The following is a 23,591-nucleotide window of genomic DNA, read 5'->3' on the forward strand; positions in this document are numbered from 1 at the left end:
GAAAGCTACGCCGTATTTAGGGCTGTATGGCAGTCTTGTGTTGTTGTCGCATCCCGTCTTATTCGATGGTGCGTCCTTAGCCTCTGCGAATTTCATTTCTAACTAAAATTCGGTTAGTACACGGTTTGTTAGTGTAGTTGTCTTTTAGCTATATTGCTGGGCTTTGGTCACAAAATTTTGTGCGAAGAGGACAGCAGCGCTAGAGACTAGCGCTGTGCTTGTTGCGGGGCGGCTTGCTCATTAGCAAGCTCTTTCAATAAGTCGTCCATGTTGACATTCTGCAAGCGTTCGCTCAGTTGCGTACGGTATGTTTTAACCATGCTTAGACCGGAAATTACAGCATCGTAGATCAGCCATTTGCTATCGTCTTTGTTGTAATACAACCGAAAATCGACCGGTACTTGATTGCCGTTGCTCTGCTGGAATTGGCCTTTTACGATTGCTTTGTCGCCATCAGGGCTAAGAACCGCTTTCTCAAAGACAAGTTTTTCACCGCTAAACGCTTTGAAAGCGCCGGTATAAGTACGAATTTGTTGTTCACGGAAGCGAGCAATAAACTGAGTGCGCTGATCAGGAGTCGCTTGGCGCCAGTATTTGCCTAGTACGCCCATCGCAATTTTCTGCTCGTCTATGGCAGGCACAATGTACGCCAGCACTAAGCTCTCAACCTTATCTTGGGTGCGAGCTTCAGGGTCAAGCTTGGTTAGCTCAGAAATAATACTATCGGTCGCTTTCGATACCGTTGCTAGCGCATCGTCACTGGAAGCATGGGCAGCTTGCAGCATGGCAAAGATAGCGAATATGACGGAGAAAGATTTTCTAAAAAGAGTTTGCATACACAGTCCTGTGGTTCTCTGGTGCATCGTGCCAACAGTATGTTCCTGCCTGTGGGCGAGTAACAGCCTTTGAATCTAAATTACTTGTTTCTGTGGTGCAACAATATTGCACAATCAGTCTGCATTGTACGTTAGCGCATCGCCTTTGGATGCAAATCCACGCTTAATGAGTGCTTCTTTGAGTGCATCATTCATGTTTGTATCCGTTAAACCTATGATTAACGTTAGCGTATTTTGATCGGCCCAGCGTTGTATGAAATGTATCATTTGATGCATTACTCCGCGGCGCTGGGTGATGCTCCTCACGCCGGCCTGAGATAAGCGTACTTCGTTTTGGTTGCGCTCGGCCAAGAATGCGCCAACCACTCGGTCGTTAAAACGACCGGCGACAATCCAACGATCCGCCGTTAGCCAGCCCTTCATATCGGTTTCCGACAAGGTTAGTCCAGAGATGGCTGTATCCTGATGAATCTTATTTAAATCGTTCCAGTCAGCGTCTGTTGGGGCGGTTAGATGTTCCAGTTTTACCGGCACGTTGGTCTCCTGCTATATGAGTTACACGGTTCTCGGTCTAAATTGGCTGAAAACAGTGGTGGTGGCCTACTTTCTCAGGCGCTTTGCTTTATAATGCTTTCCTTTCTGTTTTGCGAGAGTTCGGAGCACCAAAAGTATGGCACGCACCGCATCGGTTGAGCGTAACACGCTAGAAACCCAAATCACCGTTAACATCAATTTAGATGGAACCGGTAAGTCAAAGTTCGATACTGGAGTGCCGTTTCTCGAGCACATGATGGATCAAATCGCCCGTCATGGCCTGATTGATTTGGATATTACCTGTAAGGGCGATAACCACATCGACGATCACCACAGTGTGGAAGATATCGGCATTACTTTAGGTCAGGCATTTGCTAAAGCGATTGGCGACAAAAAAGGCATTGTTCGTTACGGTCACTCGTATGTGCCGTTAGACGAAGCTCTGTCACGCGTGGTTATCGACTTCTCTGGCCGTCCGGGCTTGGATATGAAAGTCGAATTCACCCGCGCAAGCATCGGCCGTTTAGATACTCAGCTATTTTGGGAGTTTTTCCAAGGCTTCGTGAATCACGCCAATGTGACTTTGCATATCGACAATTTAAAAGGGTTCAATGCGCATCACCAAGCAGAAACCATCTTTAAAGCGTTTGGTCGCGCTTTGCGCATGGCGATTGAATTGGATCCACGCATGGCCGGTATGATGCCGTCTACCAAAGGCAGCCTTTAAGGGGTAAGCATGGCCAGTAAAATTTGTGCGGTCATCGACTATGGCATGGGCAATTTGCATTCTGCTCATGGTGCACTGCAAACCGTATCTCCTGACACTCAAGTCATTGTTACCGGTGATCCTGAAGTCATCATGAAAGCGGATCATGTAGTACTGCCGGGCGTTGGCGCGATTCGCGACTGCATGGCAGAGATTCGCGCCCAAGGGATTGATCAAGTCGTAGCTGAAGTTCGTAAAACCAAACCTTTGTTGGGTATCTGTGTTGGCTTGCAAGCCATGATGGATCGCAGCGAAGAAAACGGCGGTGTGGATTGCATGGGCTTGTTTCCAGGCCAAGTTCGTTATTTTGGTGACAACCTTGTCGAAAATGGTGAGCGTTTAAAAGTCCCGCACATGGGCTGGAACCAAGTACAGCAGGTGGTGCATCCGCTGTGGACTGGTATCGCCGATAATAGCCGCTTTTATTTTGTGCATTCGTACTATGTGGATGCGGTTAATGCTGGGCAAGTAAAAGGTCACGGTCAGTACGGCGTCGACTTTGCGGCAGCGATGGGAGAAGACAACGTGTTTGCGGTGCAATTTCACCCTGAAAAAAGCCACAACGCCGGCTTAGCGTTATTAAAGAATTTTTTATCTTGGGATGGTCAGGCGTAATCTCATTATTACGTCTCGTCCCTCCAGAACGAACTAAGGTTTCAAAGAATGCTCGTAATTCCTGCGATTGATTTAAAAGATGGCGAATGTGTACGTTTACGTCAGGGCCGTATGGACGACTCAACGGTATTTGGTGACGATCCGGTTTCTATGGCGAAACGTTGGGTTGATGCGGGTTGCCGTCGTCTGCACCTTGTTGACTTAAACGGTGCCTTCGCGGGTACGCCAGTTAATGGTGATGCGGTTACTGCGATTGCCAAAGCATTCCCCAATTTACCGATTCAAATCGGTGGCGGTATTCGTTCTTTAGAAACGATTGAGCACTACATTAAAGCCGGTGTTCAGTACGTCATTATTGGTACTAAAGCGGTGAAAGAGCCGGCCTTCGTCAAAGAAGCCTGCCAAGCATTTCCGGGCCATGTGATTGTTGGTTTAGACGCACAGGATGGTTTTGTTGCGACTGATGGTTGGGCTGAGATTTCTGAAATCAAAGCCGTTGATTTAGCTAAGCAGTTCCGTAATGACGGTGTGAGTGCCATTGTTTATACCGACATTGCACGTGATGGCATGATGCAAGGTGTTAACGTCGAAGCCACGTTGCAGCTAGCCGTTGAAGGTGGAATTCCCGTTATTGCCTCAGGTGGCGTGACCAATATCGAAGATATTCGCAAGCTAGCCAAAGTCTCTAACCAAGGTATTTTGGGCGCGATTACCGGCCGTGCCATCTATGACGGCATGCTCGATGTTGCGGAAGCTCAGGCTTTGTCTGACGAATTAACAGGAGCCTAATTCATGGGGCTGGCAAAACGCATTATTCCTTGTCTCGATGTCGATAAAGGCCGTGTGGTAAAAGGCGTTAACTTTGTTGGTATTCGCGATGCCGGCGATCCGGTAGAAATCGCTAAGCGTTATAACGATCAGGGCGCTGACGAAATTACCTTTCTGGATATTACTGCTAGCCATGAAGAACGTGCGACTACTGTACATATGGTGGAAGCCATAGCCGAGCAAGTGTTTATCCCGCTAACCGTTGGCGGTGGTATTCGCGAGCTGGTGGATATTCGCAATATGCTTAATGCAGGCGCGGATAAAGTGTCGATTAACTCGGCAGCGGTTTATAACCCAGATTTTGTGCGTGCAGCCGCGGATAAGTTTGGTTCGCAGTGCATTGTTGTTGCCATTGATGCCAAGCAAGTTGCCGACAATCGTTGGGAGATCTTCACCCATGGCGGCCGCAAACCAACGGGCATTAATGCCGTTGAGTGGGCAATTAAAATGGCCGATTTCGGTGCCGGTGAAATCTTGCTGACCAGTATGGATCGCGACGGTGTAAAAACCGGTTTTGATCTTGGTGTTACCAAGGCAATTTCAGACGCTATTAATATCCCCGTCATTGCCTCTGGCGGTGTGGGAAATTTAGAACATCTTGCCGAAGGCGTTTTAAAGGGCGGTGCCGATGCAGTTCTGGCGGCGAGTATTTTCCATTTTGGCGAATATACTGTGCTACAAGCCAAGCAACATATGGCTGCAGCGGGTATTGAGATGCGGTTAGACTGATCCTTCAGCTACCCCATCAAAGCCTCGCGATAGCGGGGCTTTTTTATGTCTTCACCTCGGTTTCCGTCTTTCTTTGAAGCCGTCTCATATTATCTACTTCTCTAGTATTAGATTAAATTGCTGTTTGCTAAGCCTCAATTTTCTTCAAAGTAGTCTATTTTTATCTATAGAGATTCTAACTTCAGTCAAATATCCACATTGAACTCGTTCGTTGTGCTTAAACGTGTCGCGAACGTTGGCTTAAGAAACTCTGTCGTTAATTTTACGGGTCCTAGTCAGAGTGCTTTTATGAACAATATGAATTCAATCAAATGGAAGATTCTTACACCTATGATCATCATTTTTGCCTTGATGATCGCGGTTGTGAGTCTTTATTCATCACATCAGCAGAAAACTCGTTTGTTGGATTCGACGGAGCAACAACTGAACCAAGTGTTGGATAACTACCTAGATGGTATGAATATGCTCATGCTCACCGGCAATATGGCGAGTCGAGACACTCTGCGTAGCAAGTTTGAATCTGCTGAAAATGTGCGCGAAGTACGTGTATTGCGTGGTGATGCAGTAAAACAACTTTATGGGGCTGGATTTGACAATGAGAAGCCACTAGATGATATGGATCGCCGAGCTTTGGCGGGTGAATCATTAGCGTTTATGGAAAATATCGACGGCGAACGACGCTTAACCGTCATTGAACCTTATATTGCGGTGCCAAATCGTAACGGCACAGATTGTTTGTCATGCCATCAGGTCGAAGCCGGAACGGTGCTGGGTGCTGGTCGTATTACTTATTCGATGGCTAACAAAGACGCTGAAATTGAAATGGACGTATGGCGTAGCTTTGTCGTTAATTTGCTGGTGGTTATCGCAGGATTAGCCTGCATCTATTGGCTGATGTATCGCACGGTTATCAAGCCATTAGCCAAACTAGAAAAGACCATGATTCACATTGGTGAGAGCTCGGACTTACGCGTGCGGGTTGAATTGGAACGAAACGACGAATTTTTAAATGTAGAAACCGCGATCAATAAAATGTTGGAGCGATTTCAGCCTACGATTCGCGATTTAACGCAAACAATGGATGAATTGGCTTTGTCGTCAGGCGAGTTAGCAACCATAACCCGCGAAACCCGTGACGGCATGACGGAACAACAGAAAGAGTCGGGAGAGCTAGCCGAGGCTATTGATGAATTAGCGCGTGCTGCTGAAAAAGTAACTCAGAGCGCGATCAATGCTGAAGAAGTCGCTGCCTCAGCCAGAAAGAACGCTGAGTATGGTAATGATGTGGTTGTCGAAGTGGCGGCGAGCATCAACGAATTAGCCAAGGGCGTTGAAGATGCCGTTCGGGTCGTGAAAGAACTCGCCAGCGATACTCAGAATATTGGCAAGGTATCGCAGTCTATTAATGAAATTGCCGAGCAAACGAATTTACTGGCGCTCAATGCTGCGATTGAAGCCGCACGTGCAGGTGAACAGGGCCGAGGTTTTGCCGTTGTTGCCGATGAAGTGCGAAGTCTTGCTACGCGCACGCAGGAATCGACCAAAGAGATTAATTCGATTATCGAGCGCTTGGTCAGTGTATCTGAACAAGCCGTGAGCGTGATGGACGCGAGTAAGTTGCGCGCCGACCAAAGCGTTACTGATGCTGGACGAGCAGGTGAAGCCTTACAACAAATTGCCAGTGGCGTTGAAGATATCCGCGAAATGAATGGCATGATCGCCGCCGCCGCCACCGAGCAGAATAAGGTCGTGGAACGGATTAATAAAAACATCCACGCGATTGGCGAAGTCTCCAGTCAAACGCTTAAAGGCTCAAGCCGCACGCTGGAGCAGAGCGATGATTTGATTCGCGTGGTTGAGCGGTTAGGAAGTTCAGTGAATAAGTTCAAGTCGTGAGTTTTTATAGCTTGGTTTTGCGTGTTTTTTGTAGGAGCGAAACTTTTTCGCGAAAGCGGTGCAAATGGAAAAATCGTATTAGCTATAGAAGCTTTCGCGAAAAAGTTTCGCTCTTACGTGTTTTTCAAACTTATTCGATTTAAAACACATCGTTCCGTGCTTCTGCGTCAGCCGCATAAAATAAAACAACAAAAACGAAAAACCCTGCCGCAGCAGGGTTTTATCTAACAGCTATTCGATTAACTAAAATTAATCATCCAAAGCCGCTTTATCACGCACGGCACCTTTATCCGCGCTGGTGGCGAATTTGGCATAAACCTTCAGTGCGGTAGTCACTTTACGTGGACGTTCTTTAGCTGGTTTCCAGCCTAGTTTGTCCTGCTCATGACGGCGGTGAGACAGCTCTTCTGCCGATAAATCCACGTTGATTGAACGATTCGGGATGTCGATGTTGACGATATCACCTTCACGTAGCAAGCCGATGGCACCGCCAGAAGCTGCTTCTGGCGAGCAGTGACCAATCGATAAACCAGACGTGCCACCCGAGAAACGACCATCGGTTAACAAAGCACAAGCCTTGCCTAAACCTTTCGATTTTAGGTAAGAGGTTGGGTACAGCATTTCCTGCATACCTGGGCCGCCTTTCGGACCTTCGTAGCGGATAATCACGATGTCACCCGCCACAACTTCATCGGCCAAAATGCCTTTAACGGCATCGTCTTGGCTTTCGAAGACTTTAACGCGACCTTGGAATACGTGGATAGATTCATCCACACCAGCGGTTTTAACGACACAGCCATCCAAAGCAATATTGCCGTACAGTACGGCCAAGCCACCTTCTTTCGAATAAGCGTTTTCTAAATTACGGATACAACCGTTTTCGCGGTCGCCGTCTAGTGTTGGATAACGGGTGCTTTGGCTAAAAGCGGTTTGCGTAGGAATACCTGCAGGTCCAGCTTTGAAGAAGTTAATCACTTCTTCGCTAGGGTTGCGCATGATGTCCCATTTATCGAGGGCTTCTTTCATCGTTGCGCTATGAACCGTTGGCAGGTCGTTGTGCAATAAACCGGCGCGGTCGATTTCACCGAGGATACCCATGATGCCACCGGCACGGTGAACGTCTTCCATGTGATACAACGGAGAGTTCGGAGCGACTTTACATAGCTGGGGTACAACGCGTGATAGACGGTCGATGTCTTTTAAATCGAAGTCGATTTCAGCTTCTTGAGCAGCCGCTAGCAGGTGAAGAATGGTGTTGGTTGAACCCCCCATCACAATATCCAGCGTCATGGCGTTCTCGAAGGCTTTGAAGCTGGCGATAGAGCGCGGTAAAACCGACTCATCGTCTTGCTCGTAGTAACGCTTGGCGTTTTCAACAATGCGACGACCCGCTTCTAAGAACAACTGTTCGCGATCAGCGTGCGTTGCCAAGGTAGAGCCGTTACCCGGTAGAGCAAGACCTAAAGCTTCGGTTAAGCAGTTCATCGAGTTGGCGGTGAACATACCGGAGCAAGAACCACAAGTTGGGCAAGCGCTGCGCTCGTACTCGGCGACTTTTTCGTCAGACGCTGAATCGTCAGCCGCAATGACCATGGCATCGACTAAGTCGAGCTTATGCTCAGATAGCTTAGTTTTACCGGCTTCCATCGGGCCGCCCGATACGAAGATAACAGGGATGTTCAAGCGCAAAGACGCCAACAGCATTCCCGGTGTGATCTTGTCGCAGTTAGAAATACAAACAATGGCGTCGGCACAGTGAGCGTTCACCATGTATTCAACCGAATCGGCAATCAGTTCACGGCTTGGCAAGCTGTACAGCATTCCGTCGTGGCCCATGGCGATACCGTCGTCGACGGCAATCGTGTTGAATTCTTTAGCAACACCACCGGCCTTTTCGATCTCGCGCGCAACCAGTTGGCCCATGTCTTTAAGATGAACATGGCCGGGTACGAATTGAGTAAATGAGTTCGCCACGGCGATGATTGGCTTTTGGAAATCATCGTCTTTCATACCAGTGGCGCGCCATAAGGCACGTGCGCCAGCCATATTGCGGCCAGCGGTCGAGGTCTTGGAACGATACTCAGGCATGATGTCTCGCCTCTTGCTATAGAAAAATGGCGGTTATTGTACCAGTGCCGCTTAGGCAGTGACAGTCTGCTCTCACTCACAAGAAACGGTAAGTTCGCACTAATCTACGGGCTATGCTCAATTAAGCTGTTGTATCATGAAGTTAGTTTGTAATGTGGCGACAAGACGAGAGGTGTCAGGCTATGACAGAGCTAACCCTGTATTACGACGGCCAGTGCCCTTTATGTGTTGCTGAGGTGACGCAGCTAATGAAGGCCGACAAGCAGCAAAAAATGCAGATGGTGGATATCCAGCAATCTGACTTTGCTGAGCGCTATCCACACATTGATCCTCAAGCCGCGAGTGACATACTGCATGCGGAATTACCCGATGGTCGCATTATTCTTGGTTTAGATGTCGCCCATAAAGCATGGGGGCTGGTGGGGCGAGGGTATTTATATGCACCATTACGCTGGCCTGTGATTCGTTGGTTCGCCGATATTGCCTACCTTTGGTTTGCGCGTAATCGTTACAAAATTTCTGGCTGGCTAACAGGGAAGGAGCGCTGCGAAACGTGTTCGCCCGATAAAGGCTGCGACATCAAAAAATAAGGATAAATAACTCGATGACCCCTTCAGCATCTGATCTTGTATTCCTGCCTCTTGGCGGCACCGGCGAGATCGGGATGAATATGAACCTTTACGGCCACGATGGTAGTTGGCTGATGGTCGATTGCGGTGTCACTTTTCCTAAGCCGGGGCGTATCAGCGCCGATGGTACACGTCATCACTCCGGTGAACCCGATACGCAAATGCCTGATCCTGAATTTATTGTAGCCCGCAAAGATCGGCTCGCTGGCTTAGTGATTACTCACGCGCACGAAGATCACGTCGGGGCGGTGCCGTATTTGTGGCACAAGTTACGGTGCCCAATTTATTGCACGCGCTTTACCGCCGAAGTACTGAAAAAGAAACTCGCGGAACATGGTTTGCTGCATCAGGTAAAAATCATCGTACCGGAAACCGGCGAGCGCGTTCATATCGGCCCCTTTGATGTTCAGTTTTTAGCACTGACACATTCGATTCCTGATCCTAATTGTTTAATGATTCGCACCCCTGTGGGCAATGTATTTCATACCGGCGATTGGAAGTTAGATCCTGATCCGGTGGTGGGTCATGGCTATAAAAAAGAAACCTTCACGCAATTGGCGGAAGAGGGCGTGGTGGCCATGGTGTGTGACTCTACTAATGCCACCACTTCGGGTCATTCCGCGTCTGAGGGCGATCTCTATGATGGCCTACGCCATTATATCGAGAGTGCCAAGGGACGCGTGGTGGTCACTTGTTTCGGTAGCAACATCGCCCGGCTTTTAACTTTATCGCACGTGGCTGACGATACTGGGCGTTATATGGGGTTGTACGGTCGTTCGATGATTAATATGCATCAGTGCGCTAAGCGCGCCGGTGTTTGGCCGTTCAGTGCCGGCTCTGTTGATACTGGGCATTTAGGTTATTTACCACGTCACGAAGTGCTTGCCGTGGCAACTGGCAGTCAGGGCGAACCTCATACGGCCTTGCGTCGATTGGCGGCGGGTACGCATCCTGATTTTGAATTAGAAGCCGGTGATCGGGTGATCTTCAGTGCTCGTGCTATTCCCGGCAATGAAGACGCCATCAACGGCATTATCGAGCAGCTGAAAAGTATGGGCGTTGACGTGATTACCGCCGACGAAGCTGAGCTACCCATTCATGCCTCTGGGCACCCTGCGCAAGAAGAACTCGAAACCTTATACCAATGGGTGCAACCAGAAATCTCGATTCCAGTACATGGCGAAGAGGTGCACATGAAAGCGCACGCGGGTTTAGCGAAAGGCTGCGGCGTGCCGCAAACCATGACGGGCCGTAATGGTGATATCTTTCTGCTACGTCCTGTTCCGGGTATTCAACGGCAAAAAGTCAGAACAGGACGTTTAGGTTGGGAGAAGGGTAAGTTAGTTAACGTGGTTTAGTTGGCGCTGCCTATAGGGCTGAATAGGGTGTCATAGGGCTTCAACCCACATGACGCCGACGTCAGTTTTAACTACCTTCACCATAGTTCCAGCGTTTATCGGCTGGTGGCTTTTTAATTTCCACTTGATGCCAGAGTAGAGGTGCGTACTCTCGCCGCGAATATCCACATCGGTGGTTATTACAAAGGTCTCTTTGGCAAAGTCGCTGTCGATGTTTTGCACTTCGACTTTGCTTTGCATGCGGCGCAAGGGTTTCCACAAGGTAAAAGCGAGCACGCTGGTGACTAAGGTATTGCTCCAGAGTGCCGCGACATAGGTGGCGTCTAATAGACCTATCTTCATACCAAGGCCTGTTAGCAATAGCGACAGACCTAAAAATAGTAAGACGACGGTCGAGAAGCCTAAAACAACCGATTCAAGAATTAACACGGCAATGCCAAGTATGAGTAATACATTGGCGATGTCGCTTTGCAGAATAAAATCCATAGCTTAACTCTGGTGTTTATTTAACGAATTAATAATCGCCATGGATGTCGCAACCAAGGCGCTTGGATCTGTACCGTTGTCAGGCAATAAAATAACAGACGATTCTTTGGCAATCGCTTCTCTTGCCGCAATGGCTTTAGTGGCCAAATCAAATTGAATCGCTTTTACCCCTTCATCGGTATTCGCTGCTTCACCGACTTTTCTCAAGGCTTCTGCTTGCGCTTCTGCAACGGCTAAAATAGCACTTGCTGCACCTTGTGCTCGTAGAATTTGCTCGGTTTTTTCCGCTTCTGCGGCTAATACCTGTGCCTGTTTCTTACCTTCAGCCACGTTAATAGCTGATTGGCGATCACCTTCTGATTCTAAAATTTGTGCGCGTTTAACACGTTCGGCTTTCATCTGGGCTTCCATTGCATCCATCACTGAACGTGGCGGTACAATATCTTTAATTTCATAACGTAATACCTGAATACCCCAAGGCTCTGCCGCTTCGTTGATGGCTTCTACAATGCCTATGTTGAGTAGATTACGTTCTTCAAAGGTGCGATCCAGTTCCATTTTTCCTAACTCAGAACGCATGGTGGTTTGCGCCAACTGAGTGACAGCGAAGACATAGTCATCGACACCGTATGAGGCCTTATAAGGATCAAGAACACGAAAATATAAAACGCCATCAACCGATAAGGTGATGTTGTCTTTGGTGATGGCCGACTGGCTAGGAATATCGACGGCTTGTTCTTTCAAGCTGCGATCCGCAGCTACATTATCAATAAAGGGCAAGATAAAATTCAGGCCTGCGACTTTAGTTGACTGATACTTACCAAAACGTTCAACAACCCAAGCTCGGTTCTGAGGTACTAATTTAACGCTGCTTTTAAGCAGTACGAGTACGAATATGAGGGCGAATGCCTCGACGGAAAATAAATAGTTTAATGCGGTTTCCATGATTAACTTCCTTCAACTGAGCCCGTAAAACAAGGCGGTAACGTGATTTCATTTGCTGGATTAAGCGAGCAATCCAGCCTATCGAACGTAAGGGCAAGTATTAAATAGAAGTTGAATGGAGCTGAGGGCTTGTATCAGCCACTCAGCCAGTGTTGGATATTGGCTCGTGCGCAACATCCGATCTCTCGAATTAACCAGTCTAATGCGTTTAGCGCTGTAGCTCGCGTACTAAACGGAAGCCGGTAAATTCATCGGCTTGCCCTGAATGAGCGTTAACCGTAGTGACACGACAGTCGTTCATAGGTGTTTGACGCGAGCCGCCAGCAGCAACCAGTAAGTTATTGTCGTAGGCCCATTCTTGCACGTTACCTACGGTGCTGGCCAATCCATAAGAGTTGGGTTTACCGTTCGTGGTTTTTTGCAGCTCGGTACCTTTCTCAATACCACCGTATTTTAAGAAACAGTTACGGTCTGGCGACTCCGCTGCACCGTCGGCTTTTGCTGCCATTAACCATTCTTCATAGGTCGGTAGGCGATAGACATTGCCGGTGACTGAGCTAAGCCAACCGGCATAGTTTTCAGCGAAATTAATGTCGATACTATGCACTGGCAAATAGTTAGTCGCGTATTTCCGGCTGTCGCACATTTGCGTGACGGTGCAATAATCCGATACGTCATCATAGGTGATTTCGTATTGGCTTATCGCAATTGGATTGCCGTTAGGCATTGGTATAACGACCATTACCGGCCCTTTCGCTTGTCTTGGTAATGGATCGGTACAAGTATAGCGACGACCTTTATTACCAGAACCGGGTTCGAGGTGGCCGCAATAATCAACTTTTAATGTTTTCAAGGCTGCCTGTTCTGGCAATAAGGCGCGCGATTCACTGAGCATACGTTCTGCCGAGTAAGGGCTAACCTTTGCAATTTTGTTGAAGCACTGCACCAATGAATCAGCAACAATGCTATGCAGTTCATTGGTACGTTCAGGCTCTAATGAGTCTAATACTCGCAGATGGCTAGCAACACGGCCTTCAACATCAATTTCGTTCGGGCAGCGAAGAGAGTTTTCTAAGCTGGTAACTTCTTGTTTAATTTGCGCACGACGAGCGATTTCCATTTCGGTTTCACGCTTTTGACGTTCAGCCTCAAGTCGGTCAGCTTCTTCTTGTGCTTCTGCTAAGCGCGCGTTTTCTGCTTTTAGTCGCTCTGACTCTTGCTGAGTAATAACTTGGTTAGTCAGAATTTTAATATCATCTTCTGGTCCGCCCCATGCGCTTGAAGCCTCAAGCATAGGTATTACCGCATCAAGTTGTTCATCAGCCATTAAATGCTTGGCTTCAGTTAAATAAGCCGTGGCAATGCGACTGCTCACCTTGTCTGTGGTTTCCGTGTCTTCGGGCACCAGTTTGGCGTACACGAGAAGTTCTTTGCGTACTTCTTTATCCCAATTTGGCGTTAGGGCCGATAGCTTAACCAAGCGTTCTAATGTTTGTTGCTGGTTTTCGATAGTCGAGCGCTCTAGCTGCTGGGCCATCTGTTCTTGCATTTGTACTTTTAATTCTTCTTGAGCTTTTTCTTGGTCGCTAAATTTTTCAATATAAAGTGCTCCAGCTACGCCAAAGGCTGCAACGCTGGCAACTAACGCCCATAATAAAACGCGTGGTTTACCGAAGAAGCCGTCATAAAATTCCGCAACGGTTGCGGTACGATTGTCGCGAGTTAATTCCAGTGCGCTGGATAATGCATTCCACTGGCGACGGCTGAGATTTTTTAATTTCTTTGGTTTAAGCTTTTTCTCTAGCGCTTGATTTGCTGGGGTCTTCTTAAACGGATGGGCGCCACTGAATAATTCGTAGGCAACGCAACCTAATGCGTATACGTCGTCTGACTCTGATGGTTCTGCACCACGCAGCATTTCATTACTGGCATATGCTGGTGTTAGAGCACCGAGAGTGCCTGCATCGAAAATGGTTTTTTCACCAGCGGTATGCGCCGCGCTGCCTTCGGACACCGCACGCGCGATGCCGAAATCAAATACTTTAGTGCCTTTTTTCTTGGTAACGAAGATGTTGCCGGGTTTGAAGTCGGAGTGAATAATATTGTGCGAATGCGCGTAAATAAGGGCGTTCGAAATATCTTTAAGAATCGAATTAGCTTCCTCTTGCTCCATTCCATGCGGGAGCTGGCGCAGTAATTCATCCAGTGGAAAACCTTCAAGGAATTCCATGGTCATGAATACGGTATTTTTATCGCGGTCGAAATCGTAAACCGTCACGATGTTCGGGTGGGCAAGGGTTTGCGACTTGCGCGATTCACGTTGCAGCGAAATAAAGGCGTCGGGGTGCTGGCGGAATTCGTCGTTTAATAGTTTTACCGCCACATAAGGATCAGAGTCGCTAGCCTCGACTTTACGTCGGTCTAGGGCTTTGTATACCGCCCCCATGCCACCGGCACCAAGCAAGGATACTAATTCAAACCGTCCTTTAATAACTTGGCGACCCATAGGTGAAATAGAGGACGAAGGATCAAATTCTGGCGGCGTAGGATTGTTGCCGGCGGCGCTTGCGGACGTTGGTCGAGACGTTATAACTGTTGAGTCATCATTGGGGTTTGGAGAAGAGGATGATACGCGAGAGCCGACGTAAACCGTGGCGTCGTCGCCAGTTCCACTTGTTGTTTTGGCTGTTCCTTGCGCGGGATTAACGTTTTGTTTATTCCCTGCATTTCCGTCTTTATCAGAAACATTCCCAGTACTTTTGCTCGTTTTGTGTGTAGATACCAAACGAGTCTTGTCGTCCCTATTGTCGGTCATATCGCGCCCATTAAATCGATGACAGTCTAAATATTTTGCTTCCCTTACATGCCAAGATCCTTACTTGGCACACGTCCCTTAATCACTTGAACTGAGGGCATGGCGCAGATACTATAGGAGACGCACTCATGGCTCAAGATGGTTACCCATATACTCGTCTAATTAAAGACGCTCACGAAAGCCTATTTTTTTGCTTATCGTGCTGATCGGGCCAGTTAAAACTTACTAAAAAGCCGACGCTAGCGACTGCCTAAACGGGATTTTGATGGTGGATAAATGGATTTAATTTTGACAGTGGTTAAATGTCCATCACATGCGAACATGCTCAACCACACCAAAGTGTTTCGGGGTGTTGGCGGTCGTATTGGTCGTGCCGACTCTAACGATTGGGTGTTGCCGGATACTGATCGGATTCTATCGTCTCAGCATGCTGAAATTAGCTTTACCGCTGGGCAGTTTTTCGTTGTTGATCACAGTACTAATGGTACGTTTATCAATGAAAGCCAAGTTCCTCTTGGGGCTGGCAACAATCATCCTTTGGCCAATGGCGACATTATTAATTGTGGTGAGTATCACTTAAAGGTCACGCTAAAAGCTCCTCCGGCAGCTCCGGGTATTCCAAAAGATTTAGGCGCGGTCGATTTTTTAGACTCGGGTGATAAAACCACATTTAATCCGGCCACTGCAGCAAAGCAGCAAGTGGCCAATGATGCGAAAGACTTAGATCGTTGGCTTGATCCTGCGGCAGCCGTTCCTAAGCCGTCGTTTGAAAGCGATACGTGGGGCTCGGCTGCATCAAGTGCACCTGCCTCTAAAGCCGCAGATGATCCATGGGGTGCTGCTGTATCGCCTACGGCAAACGCCTCAATTTTGAACGATGCTAGCAATGTTGATCCGCTTGCCGCGTTAGATAATTCACAGTCGTTTGGCTCGCCGAAAGCGCCGAGCTGGGATGATAATGATGACTGGTGGAAATCCGGCAGCGAGGCTGATAATTCGCCTGTTGATCAACAGCAAATTCGTATCCCTTCGCCCGCTGCGCCCACGCCTCCTCCGTTGCAGCAAGCTGCATCTAGTCAGCCGTCGCCTGCGTTTGCAATGCCACAGCAGTCAACCCCTGCTTTTGGCGATAATCCCTTTGCGGCATCCAGTGCTGGCATACAACACGAAGATATTGATAGCCTACTAGGAATTTCTTCTCCTGCAGCATCGCAGCCAGTGCCGCCGCCTCCACCGGTTGCGCCTGTGATGCCGTCAGCTCCGTCGCAACCGCAAGCTGCGGAAGCGCCATCTTATAATGCAAACGAGTTACAGCAGCTGGCGACATTGTTAGGAATCGACAATATTCAACCGGCACAGCTGCAGACTCTTATTCCTGAGATGTCGAGCATTATTAATGAAACGGTTACTCGCCTAATTGATTTATTGCGTGCTAGAACAGCCATTAAAAATGAGTTGCGTGTCCAGCACACCATGATTCAAATGACGGATAATAATCCGTTGAAATTTTCAGCAACAGCGACCGATGCACTGAAAGTGATGTTTAGCAAAGATCGTTCTGCTTTTATGCGTCCGACTGAAGCTATTCAAGATAGCTTTGATGATTTATCCGACCACCAAGTGGCGGTGTTAACGGGTATGAATACCGCCTATACCGCCATGTTGAATCACTTTAATCCGGAAAGTTTAAAGCGCTATATTAACGTGGGTGATTCATTGCTAGGCAATAAAAATGCTAAAAATTGGTCTGCGTTCGAGCAGTACTATAAATCATTGAAAAGTGATCGCGAGACAACCTATAACAAGTTATTTGGTGAAGAGTTTGCTCGTAGCTATGAAAAGCAATTAGCTGAATTGAAAAACGCACGAGCATTAAAGCGCCGCTCGTAAAGTCTGAGTGATACGGATAGGGAGTTAAAGGGAAACACATGATGTTTAAATCGCTGTTTTATTGTGCATCAATTGCCGTATTGGCTGTGACGCTAAGTGGATGTCAGTCGGCCCGTAAGGCACTTAATTTTGATACCTCCGCTGTAATTAATTTTTCCGCATTAAATAATATCAATCCTGATTCCGACGATCGAGCGTCACCTGTGGTTGTGCATGTGTTTAAACTTGCCGATGACCGCCAGTTTAGTCGCGAAGATTTTCTGAGTTTGTACGAGGGTGCTGAAGCGCGTTTAGGTAAAGACTTGCTAGGTTCTGTAGTGCTGAAGGAAATCACGCCCGGAGAATCACGCAGTGAGGTGATTGGCTTGCCGCCAGAGGTGAAATTTATTGGCCTGATGGCCGAGTTTATTCAATACCGCAATGCCGACGCCATTATGGTATTTCCAATCGTAGAGCATAATCAAAATATCTTTGATATCGCGATTGATAGTAACAAATTGTCGGTATATCAAGAACCTGAAAACAACGACCTCCACGAAGCCTCTCGGCCAGTGAGAAGTGACCGAATTCATTAGACACTGGTTGTGATTAAGCAAATATATGCGTTGTGAGTTCCGTCTCATACGCCATTAGGATTGCGCCTAAGTGTTGTAAAAAGGATGACAAATGTCTTCAAAAAATAAAGTGATATGGTCTGAGGGCATGTTTCTTCGCCCGCAGCATTTTCAGCAGCAAGATAGATTTGTTGAACGGCTAATTGATGCAAGGACAGGTGTCATTGGTCAGCATTATTGGGGTGTACAAGAAATAACCATCGATGTCGAGGCTTTGGCTCTTGGCAAGGTGTCTATATCTTCGGTTCAGGGGGTATTCCCTGATGGCACACCTATTCTGGCACCAGAGTCAGAAGAGCTACCGAATATTATCGATATTCCCGAAAATACTCGGGATGAAATTGTTTATCTATGTGTGCCTATGCGTCGCCCTGGCTCGCAAGAATCTGTGCGTGATGAAGAAGAATTTCCGCAGGCGCGCTACAAAACCTACAACTATGATGCGCGCAATAGCGCTTCATCGTCTGGTGAGTCATCACGCATTCAAATTGGTAAGTTATCGACGTGCTTTAAGCTCGGATCAGAAGATTTGGGTGGCTATGCCTGTATTGGTATTGCACGAATTATCGAACGCTTGCCAGGTAGCCCCGTTAAGCTCGACAAAACCTTTATTCCGCCGGTATTACAGTGTACTAGCAGCGCAGAAATTAAGGGCTACATTGAAGAAGTTAAAGGCCTGCTAAAACAGCGCGGCGAAGCTTTAAGCCATCGTCTTAGTGACTCGGGTCGTTCGGGCTCGGCAGAGGTTGCCGATTATTTGTTACTGCAAGTTATCAATCGCGTGGAGCCTTTGATCAACCACCTGAGTCAACTATCCAATGTTCATCCTTTAGCTTTATATACTGAGCTATTGCAATTGGCCGGTGAATTATCAACCTTCACTGCTAGTAATAAGCGTCCGCCCGATATCCCTGCGTATAATCACGAGGATTTACAGCAGACGTATGCCGGATTATTTTCTGCATTGCGTCAGTCGCTCAGTATGGTGCTTGAGCAGTCGGCGGTTTCGTTGAACTTGGTTGAACGTAAATATGGTATTCATGTTGCACCAATTACCGACCCATCGCTAACCAAAACTGCGGCATTTGTTATTGCTGTAAAAGCAGATATTCCAACCGAATTATTGCGCAGTCGTTTTCCTTCTCAGGCTAAGTTGGCACCGGTCGAAAATATTCGCGAGCTTATTTCGACTCAACTACCGGGTTTGCGTATTCGCCCGTTACCCGTAGCGCCTCGTCAGATTCCATATCACGCTGGGTTTACCTATTTTGAGATTGATGCGAGTGGTGCGTTATGGACTGCAATGCAACAGTCGGGTGGATTTGCCGTTCATTTGGGCGCCGAATTTCCGGGGTTAATTATGGAACTATGGGCAATCAGGAGCTGAAACAATGAGCGGTGATCGACCAATTCCAGGCGGCGCTGACCGTACGGTTATAATTCCTACGCCGGGAGCGGCACGCGGCGCACAAACGCCACCGCCTGCGGCAGGAAATTTTGGCTTGCAGTCGAATGAGCGTATTGAGATTAAGACAGGCTTAAATCCATTGGTTAATTCAGCAACTACCTTGCTGACATTGGTTATTAAGCTGCGTTCGACCATGCAGCACGCCAATGTACCGGATTTACACAAACGCCTTACCGAGGAAATAAAAGCATTTGAGAGTAAAACCCGTAATGCCGGTATTGCCGGTGATAGCGTTATTGCTGCACGGTATTTACTCTGTTCCGTCATTGATGAAGTTGTATTGAATACGCCGTGGGGCGCATCAAGTGGCTGGAGTCAGCATTCCTTGCTGAGCCTGTTTCATCAAGAAACATCCGGCGGCGAGAAATGCTTTTTAATTCTTCAGCGTATGTTGGAAACCCCAGGCATTCATTTAGATGTACTGGAGTTGTTTTACATTTGTTTAAGTCTTGGTTTTCAAGGTAAATATCGTGTTGTATCTGGCGGCGGCCAGCAGATTGAGCAAATTCGAGATAATTTGTACAAGACAATAGAAAGTCATCGCCCAGTGCCAGCGCATGATTTATCGCCTAATTGGGAAGGCACCGTTAAGGCAAAAGATCGTATGGCGAATTTTATTCCGCTATGGGTCTTTGCCAGCGTTGTCTTGGCGGCTTTGTTGTTAACTTTTTCTGGCTTTCGTTACTGGCTGTATCAGACCACCGATCCCGTTGCGAGTAAGATTGCGGCAGAAATGACGACGTCCGAAATATTAGAAAAAAATACAGTTTCACCAGAACCAAACACGGAAAGACGGTTTTATTAGCCGACGAACTTGCTCTGTTGATTATCAAATTTTAATGCGGGTAGTGATATATATCCCCGGCTATTTCACATGGAGTATTCATGAAACGTCTACTTGAGTTTCTAACAAATAAGTGGGTCTTAGGCATCATAGGCCTTACAGCTCTATCTTTGCTGATTTGGTTTGGCGCTGAATTCATCAAGTTTGGTAGCGATAACGTTACCCTAAGCACAACGACTCGTTGGATCATTATCAGCCTATTTTGGTTGATTTGGTTAACCTGGAATATGGCGCAATGGTTAGTTGAGCGTCGTCAAAATAAAGAGTTGATCGGTAGCATTGAAGAGTCTCAAGAAGAAGCAAAAAACCCAGACGATGAGCGTAGCCAAGAAGAATTAACGGCTATGTCGCAGCGCTTCAGGGAGGCGCTGGCGACGCTGAAAAAAACTCGCTTTAAATCTCGCTTTGGTAGTCGAAGCTTATACCAGCTACCTTGGTACATTATTATTGGGCCGCCGGGTGCAGGTAAAACCACGGCATTAATCAATTCCGGTCTTAATTTTCCGCTTGCTGAGAGTCACGGTAAACAAGCGCTTGGCGGTGTTGGCGGTACGCGTAATTGTGATTGGTGGTTTACTAATGATGCTGTGTTAATTGATACCGCGGGTCGTTACACCACGCAAGATAGCCATCGCGTTGTCGACAATAATGCGTGGAATGCATTTTTAACCCTTTTGAAAAAATACCGCCGTCGTCGTCCGATTAATGGTGCTTTGGTTGCTATTAGTTTGCAGGACTTAATGGTTCAGACTGCGGAACAGCGCAATCAACAAGCGAAGACGATTAAAACGCGTATTGGCGAATTGCAGGAAGAATTAGGCGTTCGTTTCCCCGTTTATTTGACCTTCACTAAGTGTGATTTAGTGGCAGGTTTTGCCGAGTTTTTTGCTAATTTGTCGCAATCCGAGCGTGAGCAGGTTTGGGGGGTAAGTTTCCCTGCGGAAACCAGTCCAGAGACCGGAGCTGATATTGGTCGCTTTAAAGCTGAATTTGCCGAGTTGGCGAAACGCTTAAACGGCATGCTGCTAGGGCGAGTTCATCAAGAGCGTAATATCGAAAAACGTTCAATGATTCAAAGCTTCCCTGCGCATTTTGAAAGTCTTGGTGGTGTTGTTGATGAGTTTGTCGCTCAGGTTTTCTCACCCGACCGTTTTGGTTCAGTGCCTATGCTGCGTGGTGTGTATTTTACCAGTGCCACCCAAGAAGGTAGTCCGATTGATCGCATGATGGCTCAGGTGAGTAATAACTTTGGCCTTGAGCGCAATATGGGCAAGCAGCAGCAAAATAGCGGTAAGAGCTTTTTTATAACGCGCTTGTTTAATGACGTTATTTTCCCTGAATCGGAGCTCGTGGGTGTTAATCGCAAAGTTGAGAATATTTTACTTTGGCTAAGGCGGGGCACACTTGCGGTATTTTCTTTGATCTTCTTAGGCAGTGCAGCGCTGTGGGCTGGAGGTCTTACTAAAAATAAATCGTTCATGACGGATGTTGATGCGCTGTTTTATGACTTCAAGCAGCAGGCTGAAAAGTTTGACGTAACGCGGGACGATATCCCTGCGGTATTACCGGTAATGAATCCTTTGCTAAATGCCAGCTTGGTATACGATCAGGATGAACATCCATTCCTAAGCAACCTTGGCCTTTATGATGGCCGTGTTGATTCATCGGCAGATGCTTTATATCAAGTTGAATTGAATAAGATATTTTTCCCTGCGGTTAAAACCATGTTGGAAAGACATCTAAACACACTGACCTATACCGATAGTGAACTGCTGCCAATATTTAAAGTGTATTTAATGTTGTTTGACGAAGAGCATCGCGATTATCAGCAGATTCGCGCGTATGCTAAAACTCGTTGGCAGGATATGTTGCCGGGCGAAGCCGGTAAGCAGGAGCAGTTGTTACGCCATTTGGATAACTTATTCGGCGCGCCTTTAAATACTGAGGTTGTTGCTAACGATCAAGTGGTTGAGCGTACGCGTTTGCAGTTAAAGCGTATTCCCGTTGCGCAGCGTTTATATGCGCAATTGCAGAATAGCGGTAACAATGCTCAGCTTGTTGATCTATACCGCGAAATCGGTGGCGACACACAACAAGCGTTCGGCATTGCAGAAACCGATCCTGTTTTCAAAATGCCATTTTTGTTTACTAAAGCCGGCTTTAAGAATGCTGAGTACGGCGCTAACTCTGACATGATGACCAAGATCGCGGAAGATCGTTGGATTTATGGTGATGGCGCAAATGGCGAAGATTTCACTAAAGCAGATTTAGAGAAATTAAGTGACGAAGTTGAAAAATTATATTTAAGCGAATATGCCAAGCGTTGGCAGGCGTTCTATCAGCGTTTTACCTTGGCACGTATTACTAACAGCATTCAAGCGATTGCCGTATTGCAGCAGTTATCCGATCCGATTGCATCGCCATTAGTGCATGTGAGCGAGCTTGTTGCTGAAAATACTAGCTTAACGCCGCAAGTATCGCTCGATCCAAACAAAGGCGCTGTCGCTGGGGCCGCTGCAAAAGTGTTCTCTAAAGTATACGAGCCCAATATCGTCGATCTTAGATTTCAAGATGTTCAGCGTATGGTGAAAAGCGAGAACGGCGTACCGTCGAAAATGCAATCGTATTTGCTGGGCATTCAGCAGTTAAACGAGTACTTCCGACAAATTAACAGTGCCCCTGATTCTAATGCCGCGGCTTTTGATGTAGCGAAAGCTAAGTTTACCGCTAACGGTGCTGATGCTATGCAGCAATTGAAGAGTCTTGCCGCGACAGCACCAGAACAAGCGCAAGGGTGGTTGAATCATTTAGCAAATTCAACATGGACGTTAATTGTCGGCAAGGCGAAAACTCACATAGATACCGTTTGGCGTTATCAGGTTTATGATAATTATCGCGAAAATATCTATAACCGTTATCCAATGTCGGCGGATAAAAAATCCGAAGCGACAGTGATCGCTTTCGATGAATTCTTTAAGCCGGGTGGCATACAGCAAAGCTTTGTTGACGAATATGTGTTGCCATTTGTTGATACGCGTCGTTGGCAGGCGAAAAGCTACGATGGCTTAACCTTAGGTATCAGCAATTCATCACTTGCGCAGTTCCGCCGCGCCGACAATATTCGTAAGGCCTTTTATGCCAAGGGAGAAAGTGCTGGTTTCGCATTTGCGGTAGAGCCGCATAAGCTGGACTCTAATGTGCGTCTATTTACGCTCGAAGTGGGAGATTCTCGGATGTCTTATTCCCATGGTCCGCGCATTGAAAAAGATGTGATGTGGAGCGCTGCAGAAAGTAACCGTTCGCGCGTTGTCTTTGAAGATTTAAACGAAGCGGTAAGCAGTAAGCAATTTGATGGCGATTGGTCATTCCTAAGATTGCTTGATGATGCCGATATGAAAGCGACCAGTAATGCCCGTGAATATTCCGTAACGTTTACGGGTAATGGCCATAATGCGGTTTACAACTTAATTGCTCCGAGTAGTGTTAATGCCTTTGATTTTGGCTTGCTAAGAAACTTTAGCTGCCCTCAGTCGTTATAAAGAGGGGCTTATGAGCAATCAGATTGGATTATTCGGAAAATTACCGGCGCACGGCGATTTTGTTAATCGCCATGTGTCTTCGGCCTTCCTTTCTATATGGGATGAATGGCTGCAATGTTCGGTGTCGGGGTCTAAAGAGCTACTTGGTGATAGTTGGCTGGATATCTATTTAACCAGCTCAATTTGGCGCTTTGCCTTACGTCCTGGTGTGATTAATGAACACGCTTGGGCCGGAATTTTAATTCCAAGTGTCGATAGTGTCGGTCGATATTTCCCGCTGTCATTGGTGCAACCATTTGATGCAAAAACCAATGTTTTTGCATTGATGAGTAATAACCAATCATGGTTCGAATCTCTTGAAGCGGCAGCACTTGCGGCGCTCCAGAATTCCTTGGATGCTGATCAGTTATCTCAAATGGTGAGCGATGAGTCAGCCTCGCTGTGGCAGCATGGAATGACGCCAGCAGCGCAATGTCGGAACCTTGGCAATGCGATGGTAATGACGGGTGGGCATAATGAAGCTGAGCGTTATGCGGCATTGCTCAATAGTCAATTTGGCCATCAAGCCAGTTGCAGTATATGGAGTACTGGAGAAACGGCTAATAGCCCAGCGACAACAGTAGTTGTTGAAGGACTACCAAAGCCGGATCAATTTGTATTTATGTTGGATGGACGTTGGAATCAGTGAGCTGGTTAATACAACAGCGAACT

General features: G+C 47.2%; 19 protein-coding genes. 13 read left to right on the top strand and 6 right to left on the bottom strand.

What is annotated here, in order from left to right; translation table 11 throughout:
* Window positions 1–206 precede the first annotated feature (206 nt).
* Together TOL_RS01705 and TOL_RS01710 are read right to left on the bottom strand one after the other, a co-directional pair.
* Window positions 207–836 carry an MlaC/ttg2D family ABC transporter substrate-binding protein gene (locus TOL_RS01705; RefSeq protein ID WP_015485536.1) on the bottom strand — a complete coding sequence of 210 codons (630 nt, stop codon included), beginning with the start codon at window positions 834–836 and terminating at the stop codon, window positions 207–209.
* Between the two features lie 114 nt (window positions 837–950).
* On the bottom strand, window positions 951–1,370 hold the full coding sequence (locus TOL_RS01710) for an acetyl-CoA sensor PanZ family protein (protein WP_015485537.1): 420 nt from the start codon (window positions 1,368–1,370) through the stop codon (window positions 951–953).
* A gap of 136 nt (window positions 1,371–1,506) precedes the next feature.
* On the opposite strand from TOL_RS01710, the gene hisB reads away from it, so the two are divergent.
* The 5 genes from hisB to TOL_RS01735 all read left to right on the top strand — a co-directional run bounded on the left by hisB (window position 1,507) and on the right by TOL_RS01735 (window position 6,204).
* Window positions 1,507–2,097 (top strand): imidazoleglycerol-phosphate dehydratase HisB, encoded by a 591-nt coding sequence (gene hisB, locus TOL_RS01715; protein WP_015485538.1) that lies wholly within the window; start codon window positions 1,507–1,509, stop codon window positions 2,095–2,097.
* A 9-nt stretch (window positions 2,098–2,106) separates the two neighbouring features.
* Window positions 2,107–2,751, top strand: a complete 645-nt coding sequence (gene hisH, locus TOL_RS01720) for an imidazole glycerol phosphate synthase subunit HisH (protein ID WP_015485539.1) — start codon at window positions 2,107–2,109, stop codon at window positions 2,749–2,751.
* A 48-nt stretch (window positions 2,752–2,799) separates the two neighbouring features.
* Window positions 2,800–3,540: a 1-(5-phosphoribosyl)-5-[(5-phosphoribosylamino)methylideneamino]imidazole-4-carboxamide isomerase gene (gene hisA, locus TOL_RS01725; RefSeq protein WP_015485540.1), complete on the top strand. Its 741-nt coding sequence runs from the start codon at window positions 2,800–2,802 to the stop codon at window positions 3,538–3,540.
* Window positions 3,541–3,543: 3 nt separating this feature from the next.
* Window positions 3,544–4,308 (top strand): imidazole glycerol phosphate synthase subunit HisF, encoded by a 765-nt coding sequence (gene hisF, locus TOL_RS01730; RefSeq protein WP_015485541.1) that lies wholly within the window; start codon window positions 3,544–3,546, stop codon window positions 4,306–4,308.
* A 297-nt stretch (window positions 4,309–4,605) separates the two neighbouring features.
* Window positions 4,606–6,204: a methyl-accepting chemotaxis protein gene (locus tag TOL_RS01735; RefSeq protein WP_231848002.1), complete on the top strand. Its 1,599-nt coding sequence runs from the start codon at window positions 4,606–4,608 to the stop codon at window positions 6,202–6,204.
* A 249-nt stretch (window positions 6,205–6,453) separates the two neighbouring features.
* On the opposite strand, the gene ilvD is transcribed toward TOL_RS01735, so the two are convergent.
* The gene (gene ilvD, locus TOL_RS01745; protein ID WP_015485543.1) at window positions 6,454–8,292 is read right to left on the bottom strand and encodes a dihydroxy-acid dehydratase; all 1,839 of its coding nucleotides are present in this window, start codon (window positions 8,290–8,292) and stop codon (window positions 6,454–6,456) included.
* Window positions 8,293–8,474: 182 nt separating this feature from the next.
* Between ilvD and TOL_RS01750 the strand changes: the two genes are divergently transcribed.
* Entirely contained in the window at window positions 8,475–8,882 is a 408-nt protein-coding gene (locus TOL_RS01750; protein WP_015485544.1) for a thiol-disulfide oxidoreductase DCC family protein, read from the top strand.
* A gap of 14 nt (window positions 8,883–8,896) precedes the next feature.
* On the top strand, window positions 8,897–10,279 hold the full coding sequence (locus TOL_RS01755; RefSeq protein ID WP_015485545.1) for a ribonuclease J: 1,383 nt from the start codon (window positions 8,897–8,899) through the stop codon (window positions 10,277–10,279).
* 30 nt (window positions 10,280–10,309) lie between these two features.
* On the opposite strand, the gene TOL_RS01760 is transcribed toward TOL_RS01755, so the two are convergent.
* From TOL_RS01760 to TOL_RS18055, 3 genes are all read right to left on the bottom strand, one after another.
* Window positions 10,310–10,765, bottom strand: a complete 456-nt coding sequence (locus TOL_RS01760; protein ID WP_015485546.1) for an NfeD family protein — start codon at window positions 10,763–10,765, stop codon at window positions 10,310–10,312.
* 3 nt (window positions 10,766–10,768) lie between these two features.
* Complete coding sequence (locus tag TOL_RS01765) at window positions 10,769–11,710, bottom strand: SPFH domain-containing protein (protein ID WP_015485547.1); 942 nt, start codon at window positions 11,708–11,710, stop codon at window positions 10,769–10,771.
* A gap of 208 nt (window positions 11,711–11,918) precedes the next feature.
* A complete protein-coding gene (locus TOL_RS18055; protein ID WP_081601063.1) occupies window positions 11,919–14,525 on the bottom strand; it encodes a bifunctional serine/threonine-protein kinase/formylglycine-generating enzyme family protein in 2,607 nt (868 codons plus the stop codon).
* A gap of 276 nt (window positions 14,526–14,801) precedes the next feature.
* On the opposite strand from TOL_RS18055, the gene tagH reads away from it, so the two are divergent.
* From tagH to tagF, 6 genes are all read left to right on the top strand, one after another.
* Window positions 14,802–16,415 carry a type VI secretion system-associated FHA domain protein TagH gene (gene tagH / locus TOL_RS01775; RefSeq protein ID WP_015485549.1) on the top strand — a complete coding sequence of 538 codons (1,614 nt, stop codon included), beginning with the start codon at window positions 14,802–14,804 and terminating at the stop codon, window positions 16,413–16,415.
* Between the two features lie 38 nt (window positions 16,416–16,453).
* Complete coding sequence (tssJ, locus tag TOL_RS01780) at window positions 16,454–16,990, top strand: type VI secretion system lipoprotein TssJ (protein ID WP_144055316.1); 537 nt, start codon at window positions 16,454–16,456, stop codon at window positions 16,988–16,990.
* A 91-nt stretch (window positions 16,991–17,081) separates the two neighbouring features.
* Window positions 17,082–18,416 carry a type VI secretion system baseplate subunit TssK gene (gene tssK / locus TOL_RS01785; RefSeq protein ID WP_015485551.1) on the top strand — a complete coding sequence of 445 codons (1,335 nt, stop codon included), beginning with the start codon at window positions 17,082–17,084 and terminating at the stop codon, window positions 18,414–18,416.
* 4 nt (window positions 18,417–18,420) lie between these two features.
* Window positions 18,421–19,302, top strand: coding sequence for a type IVB secretion system protein IcmH/DotU (icmH, locus tag TOL_RS01790; protein WP_015485552.1), 882 nt, complete (start codon window positions 18,421–18,423; stop codon window positions 19,300–19,302).
* 80 nt (window positions 19,303–19,382) lie between these two features.
* Window positions 19,383–22,880 carry a type VI secretion system membrane subunit TssM gene (gene tssM / locus TOL_RS01795; RefSeq protein ID WP_015485553.1) on the top strand — a complete coding sequence of 1,166 codons (3,498 nt, stop codon included), beginning with the start codon at window positions 19,383–19,385 and terminating at the stop codon, window positions 22,878–22,880.
* A 10-nt stretch (window positions 22,881–22,890) separates the two neighbouring features.
* On the top strand, window positions 22,891–23,568 hold the full coding sequence (gene tagF, locus TOL_RS01800) for a type VI secretion system-associated protein TagF (RefSeq protein WP_015485554.1): 678 nt from the start codon (window positions 22,891–22,893) through the stop codon (window positions 23,566–23,568).
* Window positions 23,569–23,591: the final 23 nt, after the last annotated feature.

The organism is Thalassolituus oleivorans MIL-1, from assembly GCF_000355675.1.
Lineage (GTDB): Bacteria > Pseudomonadota > Gammaproteobacteria > Pseudomonadales > Oceanobacteraceae > Thalassolituus > Thalassolituus oleivorans.

What these genes read in the sequence shown, in the direction of transcription:
- TOL_RS01705 (WP_015485536.1), bottom strand. Translation starts at nt 836, where the DNA reads ATGCAAACTCTTTTTAGAAAATCTTTCTCCGTCATATTCGCTATCTTT.
- hisB (WP_015485538.1), top strand. Translation starts at nt 1,507, where the DNA reads ATGGCACGCACCGCATCGGTTGAGCGTAACACGCTAGAAACCCAAATC.
- hisH (WP_015485539.1), top strand. Translation starts at nt 2,107, where the DNA reads ATGGCCAGTAAAATTTGTGCGGTCATCGACTATGGCATGGGCAATTTG.
- hisA (WP_015485540.1), top strand. Translation starts at nt 2,800, where the DNA reads ATGCTCGTAATTCCTGCGATTGATTTAAAAGATGGCGAATGTGTACGT.
- hisF (WP_015485541.1), top strand. Translation starts at nt 3,544, where the DNA reads ATGGGGCTGGCAAAACGCATTATTCCTTGTCTCGATGTCGATAAAGGC.
- TOL_RS01735 (WP_231848002.1), top strand. Translation starts at nt 4,606, where the DNA reads ATGAATTCAATCAAATGGAAGATTCTTACACCTATGATCATCATTTTT.
- ilvD (WP_015485543.1), bottom strand. Translation starts at nt 8,292, where the DNA reads ATGCCTGAGTATCGTTCCAAGACCTCGACCGCTGGCCGCAATATGGCT.
- TOL_RS01750 (WP_015485544.1), top strand. Translation starts at nt 8,475, where the DNA reads ATGACAGAGCTAACCCTGTATTACGACGGCCAGTGCCCTTTATGTGTT.
- TOL_RS01755 (WP_015485545.1), top strand. Translation starts at nt 8,897, where the DNA reads ATGACCCCTTCAGCATCTGATCTTGTATTCCTGCCTCTTGGCGGCACC.
- TOL_RS01760 (WP_015485546.1), bottom strand. Translation starts at nt 10,765, where the DNA reads ATGGATTTTATTCTGCAAAGCGACATCGCCAATGTATTACTCATACTT.
- TOL_RS01765 (WP_015485547.1), bottom strand. Translation starts at nt 11,710, where the DNA reads ATGGAAACCGCATTAAACTATTTATTTTCCGTCGAGGCATTCGCCCTC.
- TOL_RS18055 (WP_081601063.1), bottom strand. Translation starts at nt 14,525, where the DNA reads ATGACCGACAATAGGGACGACAAGACTCGTTTGGTATCTACACACAAA.
- tagH (WP_015485549.1), top strand. Translation starts at nt 14,802, where the DNA reads ATGGATTTAATTTTGACAGTGGTTAAATGTCCATCACATGCGAACATG.
- tssJ (WP_144055316.1), top strand. Translation starts at nt 16,454, where the DNA reads ATGATGTTTAAATCGCTGTTTTATTGTGCATCAATTGCCGTATTGGCT.
- tssK (WP_015485551.1), top strand. Translation starts at nt 17,082, where the DNA reads ATGTCTTCAAAAAATAAAGTGATATGGTCTGAGGGCATGTTTCTTCGC.
- icmH (WP_015485552.1), top strand. Translation starts at nt 18,421, where the DNA reads ATGAGCGGTGATCGACCAATTCCAGGCGGCGCTGACCGTACGGTTATA.
- tssM (WP_015485553.1), top strand. Translation starts at nt 19,383, where the DNA reads ATGAAACGTCTACTTGAGTTTCTAACAAATAAGTGGGTCTTAGGCATC.
- tagF (WP_015485554.1), top strand. Translation starts at nt 22,891, where the DNA reads ATGAGCAATCAGATTGGATTATTCGGAAAATTACCGGCGCACGGCGAT.